Here is a 10,583-nt window from a genome sequence, read left to right on the forward strand (position 1 = left end):
CTAATGTGAAGGAGATATTGGGGATTTTTATTAAATCCATTACAAAAATACTATTGCAAGAATACTTGAACAGCTAGAGACTTGAGTCTCTAGCTAATAGCAAAAGTTCGTTGAAACAGACGAAAAATACTTTCATAGCCAGTTTCAAACGAATTGAGTTATTAGCCCGAAAATTCATTTTCGGGCTATTTTTTGGCTTTTGCAAGAAGTCTTCTTTTTCGTCATGTTAATTCTATAGGACTTACGCACAGGTAACGGAAAATCGAACCACAGAGACACAGAGAACACGGAGGAATAAGAGGTTGAGAGATATTTTGCGTAAGTCCTGTTCTAGTAGTTACAGGTAACAAGTAATAGACGCAAAATTTTGCATATCTACATTCTTTTTCGTCAGATGTTTAGTTAATTACCTTCTAGCAAAGTCCAGAAATAACCATCTGGTGCAATAAAAGAGAAACTCGTCTCGCTAAATTCATTGCTAATAATGTCTGTAACTTTTTGTGCAGTACTCGCCTTGATGCGATCGCAATATTCCTGTATTCCTTTAACCCGATAGGTATATAAAGACATACCCAAGCTACCTGGTTGGGCTGCTTCAAAGCGTGATTCTAAATTAATAGATTCTGGGAATCGAACGACATAAAGTCTACCACTACGTGTAGCCATCAGGTCAGACTTAGAAGAACGAGGATCGTCAAAGGTAGTGACAATAAACTTTTCACTAGGGTTAAGGTCAAAAATATCTTTACCTGCTGGCGAAGATTCATAGCTAGTTTCAACATCATCACGTACACGCAGCAAACCCAAAACTTCTTCATAAAACTTCAGAGTTTCTTTGCTATCATCCTGAACAATGATTCCTATATGGGTAAACTGACTAGTCTTGAGAGGCGCATTCTGGTTAATTTGTCCGTAATGCGGTAATGTATAGCCAAACCGTTGAAACAAAACCTGTCGAGCTAAGGGTTGCAGTAGTAGCATTTCTCGCACACCAATTGCTGGCTCAAGAAAAGGACGGCTTTTTCTTTCTTTGTTGTAGATGACTTCCCAATAAGGGTTAGAGTATCTAATAGGAAAACCTGCCGCTTTTGCATCCTCTATATGATTTAAAATATTCAAGACATCCGCAGTTAAGCTTGTTGCCCAGCGATTTCCCTTAATTTTCATTGACGCTATTCCCAAACCTTCATTGGTGGGATTTTGCCAAACCATCAGCCGAATCAAACCATGATCTGCATTTTGGTGGTAGAGGCGAATTGAGCGTAAAGACGAATTCACTCCATATAATTGATGGGCGACATCTGCGGTTAATTCACCCACTTCACCAATGCGATAGCCAAATTGCTCCCAATAGTGAATTGCAGAAATTGGCTCTGGAATGCCGATGCAGACTTCATAGATACCTGCAATTGTAGTTTGTTGTTCTTGAGTCATAATCAGGGCTGAGTTGGGAGAGACGCGATGAATCGCGTCTGTACAAGAGTGAGAAGTAGAGAGGCGATTCATCGCGTCTGTGTTTACAAAAGTATCTCTTAAAAAATCCGAAAAGCAACAACTTTATTTTGTAGCTTATGATGTACCTACAAAAGCGAGATTTAGCGATCGCAATCAAATTTTTCAACAGGAGTTAAGCTATGACGCAGCGACTGACTCAAGAGCAATTATCACAAATAGTTACAGAAGTAGAAGGTCTGCAATTGCGTCGGGAAGCGGAACTAGACCAACAGCAGGTTAGAGAAATTTTACAGGAGTTGAATTTACCGCCAGAGTTACTAGATGAAGCGCTGATTCAGTTAAATCGCCGCCAAGCATTGGAAGTACAACAACGCCGGAATCGATGGATTACCTCTGGAGTGGTGGCAATTGTAGTGGTGGTCATTGCATCGACAATATTTTTCATGCAGCAGCAAAGTTCTACACTTTCCCGTATTTCTGCTCAACAAGACCGCATCACTTTGACACAAGATAATGGCGGCGACTTAAAAACAATTTCTCGCCAAACCAATCCAGAAGTGTTGTATCGTGTCACTCTAAAGGATGCACCTTTGAGTAAAAAGCTGGCTCTCTCTTGTAATTGGATTGACCCAAGCGGTCAAATTGTCAAGCAAAATAACTATCAAACCCGCGAAATTAATACGTCTGTCTGGGATACCCAGTGTCGCTACACTATTAATCCGGCTGCAACTGTTGGCAATTGGCAGGTGCAGATGTTCCTAGAAGATCGGCAGATTAGCGATGCAACTTTTGAAGTTAAATAGTCCAGATGGGTATCCCGCATCACTTTCTTGGCTATTGGGGTTACGGCGCTCAACAGGAGTTGGAAGCGCTGTTAACTAGTGTTGTGGAAAACCTCGCCCCTAAAAGGGAAAATTCAAAGCCTTTTCCCATCTGGAATGTTGTTTATATAGAAATCGATGGAAATTCCAGAAGGCAACAAAATCAGGACTTACACGCTGAACACCTGAAATCTAGATCCCCCCTAGCCCCCCTTAAAAAGGGGGGAACCTTGAAAGCCCCCTTTTTAAGGGGGTTGGGGGATCTCTTCTGTGTAAGTTCTAAAAATCAAATTGCTGCCATCTCCGCATCAGGATTATTTAGTTCACCCGATGCTTGGGTAAGTCTCCAGGAAAACAACTGCCTAGTTTTGGGAAGAGAACCTTTCGGAAAAGTGCCTTTGTATTGGACTCAGCAAGGACAAATAATCTGGTTTGCATCCCAACTGCAATTACTTTTACCGATTTTGCAACAGTCAGAAGTTAGCATTTCTGGATTATATGGCTATAGCTGTTTTTCTTACGTTCCCACACCCTTAACTCCTATTAATGGAGTGTTTGCAGTGACGGCGGGAACTGAATTAATTTGGCAGAGCGATCGCCAATCAGGTATTCTGCGATCGCCTGAATCTAAAAAAATCCACTCATGGCGAGAAGCGCCAGAACAGTTAACAGATGAAGCTACAGCAATTACTGAATTGCAAACTCTCCTTAAAAACTCCATTGAGCGACAAATTGCCGATTTAAAAGATGAGCCTGTTGGGGTGTTTCTCTCTGGTGGACTCGATTCTTCAGTGGTGGCGGCGCTGCTAGTACAAGCTGGGGTGAAAGTCCGTGCCTACACTTTAGATTTTGGTAACGCAGGGATTCCAGAATATCTCTATGCGGAACAAGTCGCCCAGTTTCTCAAAATTCCGCTTGTTAAAGTTGCAGTAACCCCAAGTTCGATTGAAAATGCTTTAATTCCGACTGTGCAAGCATTAGATTTACCCTTTGGAGATGGCGTGTGTGTGCCGTTATATCTCCTATCTCAAAGGGCGAGTCAGGAAACTCAGGTAATTTTTAACGGTGAAGGTGGAGATCAATTATTTGCCGGTTGGACAAACAAACCTTTAATTGCCGCAGGTGTTTATCAAGCAGAAAATCCCGCCGGACAGGAAACTTTTATCCAGCAATATCTCCGCACCTTTCATCGTCTTGGGGGATACGAATCTCAAGTTTATCAACCGGAGGTTTATGCACAGATCCAAAATTTGCATCCTGAAGATTGGCTGTTGGCAGCTTTAGATCGCAATGAGTGTCCATCTTTGCTGCATCGCCTCCGCCGTGCTAGTTTGATGCTCAAAGGAGCGCAGAATATTCATCCCCGTGCGACTGCATTGGGGTTTGCTCATGGATTGTGGGTGCGATCGCCTTTTTGTGATTTACCTTTAGCTGAATGGACATTCCGCCTATCTGGAGAACTCTGTTTGCAAGGAGCCTGTGAAAAATATATCCTCAAACGGGCTGTAGAAAATTGGCTTCCGCCCGAAATTGTCTGGCGACAAAAACGGGGTATGGGGGTTCCTTTAACTTCTTGGTGTTTAAATGATTTTTGGCATAAACTCGGCATTTGGCTCAATCCAGAAATACTTCGCGCCAACAACCATTTTTATCCTCACATCGCAGCACAAATTGTTGAAGGCAATCTAGGAGGAGCTATTCAAGGGCGTCGGATTGGTGAAACACTCTGGTTACTAATTATGTGGCAACTTTGGCGATCGCACGTTTTAAATGAAGAAGTAACTAAACAGTCTTGGGATCATCCCTTTTGGTTACATCGTTGGCTATGGAGAAATTACAAAATAATTCGTAATTCGTAATTCGTAATTCGTAATTTAATGTATCAGTATTTTTGGTAAATGGTATCAAATAATTTAACTCAAGATTGTCTTAATGCTCCATTCTCCAGGGAATTTGCCGAGGAGTTACTGAATAACTACGGTTCTCCGCTTTATGTTTATAATGGCGATCGCTTGCGCGAAACTATTGAGCGGATTAGCAAAGCAGTCAGTTATCCCCGCACGCAATTTCGGTTTGCCAGTGTTACTAATGGCAACATTGTGCTGTTAAAAATTTTTCGTTCATTTGGATGGGGACTTCACGCCAATACGCCAGGAGATATTTATTTAGGATTGCAAGCTGGTTTCGATCCTAATGAGATTGTTTATAGTGGCAGTAATTTGAATCAGGCTGAGATGCTACAAGTCCTGAATTGGGGAATTACAACACTCAATCTCGATAGCCTTACTCAGTTGAAATTGTGCTGTGAAGTTTTGCCCAAACACAGAGAGAAATCTATTCGGCTGGGTTTACGCCTCAATTTGCCGGAAATTACCGGAGATAGCCGCATTGGTGTACGTCCAGAGGAATTTGCTGATGCGATCGCTTTAACTGGTGAGGTGGGATTAAAGCTGAGTGGTTTACACTTCTATCGAGGGACGGGAACTAACGCCACAGCCGCTTTTACCCAAGCGATCGATACAGTAATCGCCACAGCACAAAAGTTACCTGATTGGGAATATTTAGATTTTGGTGGTGGTTTTGGCTATCCTTATCACCACAACAAAACAGCCTTTGACTGGGAAATATTTGGGGCTGAGTTAACCGAGAGAATTACTCGTTTAGGACGGAAAATTGATTTGGTGATTGAACCTGGACGAAGTGCGATCGCAGGATGTGCAACTTTGCTTGCTCAAGTTGTTTCTGTAAAATGGCAAGGAGAAAAACAGATTGTTGGAGTTGATACCACCGTTGCTAATCTTTCAGTACCCTCTGTACACGGCGGCTACCGAGAAATTATTACTTGGAAACAAGCAGATAATCCATTCACAACTGATATTTGTGGGAACACCACATATTCACGAGATTATCTGGGGAAAAATTGCCAACTCCCAGCGCTAGAAATTGGCGATCTCGTTGCCATTCTAGATGTCGGTGCTTATGGTTATGCAATGTCTTCTCACTTTTTACACCGTCCCAAACCGGCGGAAGTCTTGCTAGAAAATGACACACATCGCTTGATTCGTCGGCGCGAAGACTACAGTGTTTTGCTAACAAATCAGGTATTGAGTTAAGAAGTATTCTATTATCTTAAATTTGGGAGAGATAGTTGGATTTAAAGAATAACGAACCACAGAGACACAGAGAACACAGAGAAGAGAAATAGCTTTTTTTATAGCTGCTTGATAGCTAACATAAAACAACCATTATGAAGTGTATTAACTGCGGAACTGACAATAAACTAAAAGACCGGACAGCTAATCAAGGTCGGTGTATAAAATGCAATCATACCTTTGCTTTTGAACCGACCAGTATGAGTAGTGTGAAGATTACTGATCCTTTTTTTGCAAAGGCGATCGCTGACATTTCTGCAAATAACACCTTATTTTTTACACCAAAGCAACTGCTTTCTTTTTTAGATAATCGTCTAAGAAAAAACTCTAAGTCAATTTCACGATTTGGCTGGTTACTTCCTTTTTTAGTTATTAACTTGGTTACATCATTAACGATTATTATACCGTTAATAGTAAATCTTGCGTTTATTAATTTCTTTTATGTAAGTAGCAAATCAACTAAACTCAATCTTGTAAGTCGCAAACAAAATGCGAGGAATTTACAAATCATAGGAGTAATTATCCTTTCGATAGGAATTCTGGCTTTAAAGTCATTTCCCCTCTTTGTGATTATTGTGATCCTAGGAATGCTGCCCATATATTTAGGAACTCTACAGATAGGGCGAATTGAATTATTAACACAAGACTTTTTAATTTCTGAATCTCAGGTTAAAGATTGGCTAGATCGCTGGCAGCAAATCAATGGTTCAATTCTCAAAATTCTTCCTTCGCCAAAGCAAGAAAATACACCAGCCACGATTAATCCTGATGTAACGGCTTACAGTTTTGATAGATTAGTCGTTTGTGATACTGCTAGTATTGCTCAACTATTAATTGCTAATAATTTTCACTTTGAAAATAACTGTGCAATCCTCAGCATTACTGGATATCCCCAAAGCATTTTTGACACCACAATGCAAATGCTGCGGCGCAATCCCGATTTGAAAGTCTATGCAATACATGATTGCAATCCACGAGGAATTGCTTTAGTTCATAATTTGAGAACCAATGCTAATTGGTTTCTCAATAGCGAGATTGCGATTATTGATATTGGACTAACGCCACGTCAAATTATCGCCACTAAGCGCGGAATGTTCATTCAATCCTCTCCAGAGTCGGCGCAAGCAGCTAAACAATTGCCTGAAGAAATACGTCAAAGTTTATCTGCTGAAGAATTAGCATGGTTAGAATCGGGAAAGTTTGTCGAATTGGAATCTTTCACTCCCCAAAGAATAATTAAAGTTCTGCAAAAGGGTATTGCTGGCAGCCAAACTTTAGAAAGCGATGACAGTAGCTTGCTTTTAGTTGGCAATACAGGAAATGATATGTACGTTGTTGAAAGTTTTGGTTAGTATTCTAATTTCAGTTGTAGGGGTAATTCATGACTTGCTCCTACATGAATAAAGTGCAGTATCACACAAAATTTGTTTAATTGATTTACAGATTAGATTTATTCAATTTTTTGGTTTAACCAAGCTTCTAAATCAGAAATAGTTGAGAAGTCTAACAAAGCCTCTCCTAACGCCTCCAATTGTCCAATAGATAATCCTTGAACTCGCTCAATAGTAGATGAATCAATCTCACCCAAACGGCGATTTAATTGACGTAGAATTAAACGTTGTTCGCCTTGCTGATTTCCTTCTTGTATAGCTTGTTCCCTATCTTGTTGATAAAGTGGTTTTAATCGCATAATTAACTCCCGATCGTCTTCTTCTGAATTTTGATTAACTTGCAAGTTTTGCCGTTCAACCAAAAAAGATTTAGGCAATAGTGAAGTATGCTACTTATATTACCGTCAACTTAGAAGTAAGAATATCTCTAATATGTATAATTTGTAATTTATCTTAAACTTCTTTCCATCAGCATTTGAGGTTCGACATTCTCAACATTAGCGATCGCTTCTAACTGAGAAATTCCAGCGATGTCTACGACGGGCTACGCCTACGCATCAACAATATTACCTGATTTGGCACGCAACCAAGCGGTATGAGGCGCATAAGAAAGGCTTTCTGCTACTTCATAACCAGCTCGATTAATTACCTCGCGTTGCGACTCCACATCAACGCTTTCAGCAAAGCGGATAAAAACCAGTCCAGTTGGTACTGCTAAGGAAGCATTGGATTCTAGTGTATAAACCGGACTCAATATACCCCGTTCTGATTGATTGGGTTCGCCTGAAAAAACTGCGTAGGCGTAGCCCGTCGTAGACATCGCACCGTCGTTAAGTCGTAAAATTGCCCCTATTGCCACAGTGCTGGGTTGATTGTAATGTATTGCATAGTACCCAGGTTTACGAGTGTAAGATACAGCAGTGCGTAGGCTTACATCGCCACTAACCCGAATTTGTTCGGGATACTCAGAAAAGTAGTCTTTTTGAAATCTCACTTCAGGAATCAGGGGTAAAGAATACACCTGTAGAAAATACTCAGCCGGAAAATAAAACATCTTCCTCAAGTTCTAATGATGTTATAGCGTTTTTCAGTGGTATAAAATACATTCTTTTCATCGTGATTCACAGTTCGCGTTGCATATTTGCGGGATGATTTTGCTAGTTTTGTGGGATGGGCATCTTGCCCGTCCCTTGTATTTCAGGGCGCTCGTGTCGCCCACCCTACAAGAATCATCCCTTGATTCAGCAACGCCTCACAGTTATACGCCCCTAGTGATAATGAAGATTCTTAAAACAACCGATTTTCAATCTTTTCTTTTCTGGAAAGACTAATCGAAGGTTTGTATGAACTGAGATAGATTAAATTCTGTATTGTAATACACATATAACACATGAAATCAGAAGCATCCATAAAGTAAACGTAAGCCTAAGATGGGTAAAGCAAGCTTTAAAAGTAAGGCATAATACGGTTTCCCAATTCCCAAATTTCAAAACATTTAGGAGATTAAACAATGGTTCAGGTTCGCTATGGTGGACAGAACGGCCAACAGTATGAATTTGCTATCAGTAACGAACACGTTGTCGTCCGTACTGAAAGCCGTAGCACTATTGTTGGTGCAAGATCCTTTGAAGTCGCACCTGTATCACCCACAGCTCGTAGCATCCTCAATCAATTTGAGTTAAAAACACGGTTTCGGCAAGCGGGTGTAGAAATTTTACAAGCAAAAGTTCCGAATCAGGGTGTCGCTTTGCGCGATCGCGCCCGTGAAATTCTCAACAATGAGTCCGAAGTCCAATTTGCTGGACGTGTCTTAATCGATCCAGTATCCCAACAACCTGTAGTTTACACTGAAAACCTTTTTGTTAAATTTGATAGCGAAGAAGATTTAGGTGTCTGCCAAGAGGTTTTAAGACGTTACAACTTAACAATTAAACGCCAACTTGAATATGCACGAAATGCTTATTTTGTCAGTGCCCCTACAAATACTGGTATAGCCGTCTTTGACATCGCCGAGAGACTTCTAAATGAGGAATCAGTTGAACTGTGTCATCCCGAACTAGCGCGTGAGTCACGCCAACGTCAGGTTTTCCCGCAGCAATGGCACTTAAAGCAAACAACAATTGATGGTAAGGTAATTAACGCCCATGCCAATGTTGAAGCCGCTTGGAAATTGAGCAATGGCACTGGGACAATTATTGCAATTATCGATGATGGTATGGATCTCGATCATGAAGAGTTCCGTTCCTCTGGCAAGATTGTCGCCCCGCGTGATGTCACACGTAAAACGAACAATCCCAGACCGGGAAATGATAATAACCACGGTACATCTTGTGCAGGAGTAGCGTGTGCAAACGGTAACTTTGGGGCATCTGGTGTAGCACCGGGGGCAAAACTCATGCCGATTCGTTTAGCTTCGGCGTTGGGGTCGCAGGATGAAGCAGATGCCTTTATTTGGGCGGCTCAAAATGGTGCAGATGTTATTTCTTGCAGTTGGGGCCCAGCAGACGGTACTTGGTTTGAGCCAGACGATCCCGCACACAAGCAAAAAGTACCTTTGCCTGATTCCACCCGACTTGCTATAGACTTTGCAATCAATAAAGGGCGCAATGGCAAGGGCTGTGTAATTTTATTTGCAGCTGGCAATGGTAACGAAAGCGTCGATAATGACGGCTACGCCAGCTACCAAAAAATAATTGCAGTGGCAGCTTGTAACGACTACGGTACGAGAAGCGCTTACAGTGATTTTGGTCAGGCGGTTTGGTGTGCCTTCCCCAGCAACAATGGTGACAGTTCTCAAACCACTGGAATTTGGACAACCGATCGCTCTGGTGTACTTGGCTATAATTCAGGTAATCGAAATCTGGGTGAGGCTTTAGGCAACTATACGAACGAATTTGGCGGAACTTCTAGTTCCTGTCCAGGTGCAGCAGGTGTCGCAGCCTTGATTCTTGCCAGAAACCCAAATCTGCGTTGGGATGAAGTGCGAGACATTATTAAACGCTCTTGCGATCGCATCGATTCAGCTGGAGGTAAATATGATGCCAATGGTCGCAGCCCCTTTTACGGTTACGGTCGAATCAATGCTCTGAAAGCTGTAGAATTGGCCAAGCCACCGCAAACATCACCCATCAGCAGATTCCAAGCAGTGCAAGATGTGCCAATTAACGACTTGCAAACATCAACATTATCGGTGGCGATCGCTAATACCACCCTCCTAAAATCCATCAAAGTTAATGTAGATATCGAGCATACGTATATTGGGGATCTTATAGTTACTCTCCTTCCCCCGGTGCAAACAGGCATACTTCCCATAAATCTGCACGATCGCCAAGGCGGAGCTACAGATAATATTAAAACAATTTATGACGAGGTAAACACCCCTAAACTTGCTGCCTTTAAAGGTAAAAGTCCCCAAGGAACCTGGACTTTGGAAGTTGCAGATAAAGCTGAAGGAGATACAGGAAAGATTCGCAGCTTGACTATTGAAATCGGATTTTAAGTAGGAGGGAAGAGTTTTTGGGTTTCTGCATAGATTCGGGAATCATAACTAATTAGCCAGACTTGATATTAACCCCCTTAATTCCCCCTTGTTAAGGCTACGGTGTACACACATCTTTATACACAATGCAAAACATAGTAAGATCCCCCTAAATCCCCCTTAAAAAGGGGGACTTTGAAAATTTTTTGCCCCCCTTAAAAAGGGGGGTTGGGCAGGGTGGATTAATTGTCGAGAGAGAAAATATAACATAGAAGGATGATTCCTT

7 protein-coding genes and 1 pseudogene are annotated in these 10,583 nt (G+C 41.6%); 5 read left to right on the forward strand and 3 right to left on the reverse strand.

Annotated features, from left to right (window positions below; all coding sequences use genetic code 11):
* Positions 1-402 precede the first annotated feature (402 nt).
* A complete protein-coding gene (locus ACM0OX_RS20245; RefSeq protein WP_414516819.1) occupies positions 403-1,434 on the reverse strand; it encodes a VOC family protein in 1,032 nt (343 codons plus the stop codon).
* A 200-nt stretch (positions 1,435-1,634) separates the two neighbouring features.
* Here ACM0OX_RS20245 and ACM0OX_RS20250 point away from each other — a divergent pair, with 200 nt between their 5' ends.
* The 4 genes from ACM0OX_RS20250 (at position 1,635) to ACM0OX_RS20265 (ending at position 6,780) form a co-directional block, all read left to right on the forward strand.
* Positions 1,635-2,258: a DUF3859 domain-containing protein gene (locus tag ACM0OX_RS20250; RefSeq protein WP_414516813.1), complete on the forward strand. Its 624-nt coding sequence runs from the start codon at positions 1,635-1,637 to the stop codon at positions 2,256-2,258.
* Positions 2,259-2,263: 5 nt separating this feature from the next.
* Complete coding sequence (locus tag ACM0OX_RS20255) at positions 2,264-4,135, forward strand: asparagine synthetase B family protein (RefSeq protein WP_414516814.1); 1,872 nt, start codon at positions 2,264-2,266, stop codon at positions 4,133-4,135.
* Between the two features lie 39 nt (positions 4,136-4,174).
* Positions 4,175-5,389: a diaminopimelate decarboxylase family protein gene (locus ACM0OX_RS20260; protein WP_414516815.1), complete on the forward strand. Its 1,215-nt coding sequence runs from the start codon at positions 4,175-4,177 to the stop codon at positions 5,387-5,389.
* Positions 5,390-6,015: 626 nt separating this feature from the next.
* A complete protein-coding gene (locus ACM0OX_RS20265; protein WP_414516816.1) occupies positions 6,016-6,780 on the forward strand; it encodes a hypothetical protein in 765 nt (254 codons plus the stop codon).
* A 98-nt stretch (positions 6,781-6,878) separates the two neighbouring features.
* Here ACM0OX_RS20265 and ACM0OX_RS20270 read toward each other — a convergent pair.
* Both ACM0OX_RS20270 and ACM0OX_RS20275 read right to left on the reverse strand, forming a co-directional pair.
* Positions 6,879-7,172, reverse strand: a pseudogene (locus ACM0OX_RS20270) (DUF4351 domain-containing protein); the annotation flags it as partial.
* Positions 7,173-7,369: 197 nt separating this feature from the next.
* Complete coding sequence (locus tag ACM0OX_RS20275) at positions 7,370-7,873, reverse strand: hypothetical protein (RefSeq protein WP_414516817.1); 504 nt, start codon at positions 7,871-7,873, stop codon at positions 7,370-7,372.
* Positions 7,874-8,329: 456 nt separating this feature from the next.
* Between ACM0OX_RS20275 and ACM0OX_RS20280 the strand changes: the two genes are divergently transcribed.
* Entirely contained in the window at positions 8,330-10,318 is a 1,989-nt protein-coding gene (locus tag ACM0OX_RS20280) for a S8 family serine peptidase (RefSeq protein ID WP_414516818.1), read from the forward strand.
* Positions 10,319-10,583 lie beyond the last annotated feature (265 nt).

The organism is Nostoc sp. PCC 9305, from assembly GCF_963920915.1.
Taxonomy (GTDB): Bacteria; Cyanobacteriota; Cyanobacteriia; order Cyanobacteriales; family Nostocaceae; genus Nostoc.

Bases quoted from the DNA above. Each gene is read 5' to 3' on its own strand.
- ACM0OX_RS20245 (WP_414516819.1), bottom strand. From the start codon at position 1,434: ATGACTCAAGAACAACAAACTACAATTGCAGGTATCTATGAAGTCTGC.
- ACM0OX_RS20250 (WP_414516813.1), top strand. From the start codon at position 1,635: ATGACGCAGCGACTGACTCAAGAGCAATTATCACAAATAGTTACAGAA.
- ACM0OX_RS20255 (WP_414516814.1), top strand. From the start codon at position 2,264: ATGGGTATCCCGCATCACTTTCTTGGCTATTGGGGTTACGGCGCTCAA.
- ACM0OX_RS20260 (WP_414516815.1), top strand. From the start codon at position 4,175: ATGGTATCAAATAATTTAACTCAAGATTGTCTTAATGCTCCATTCTCC.
- ACM0OX_RS20265 (WP_414516816.1), top strand. From the start codon at position 6,016: ATGCTGCCCATATATTTAGGAACTCTACAGATAGGGCGAATTGAATTA.
- ACM0OX_RS20275 (WP_414516817.1), bottom strand. From the start codon at position 7,873: ATGTTTTATTTTCCGGCTGAGTATTTTCTACAGGTGTATTCTTTACCC.
- ACM0OX_RS20280 (WP_414516818.1), top strand. From the start codon at position 8,330: ATGGTTCAGGTTCGCTATGGTGGACAGAACGGCCAACAGTATGAATTT.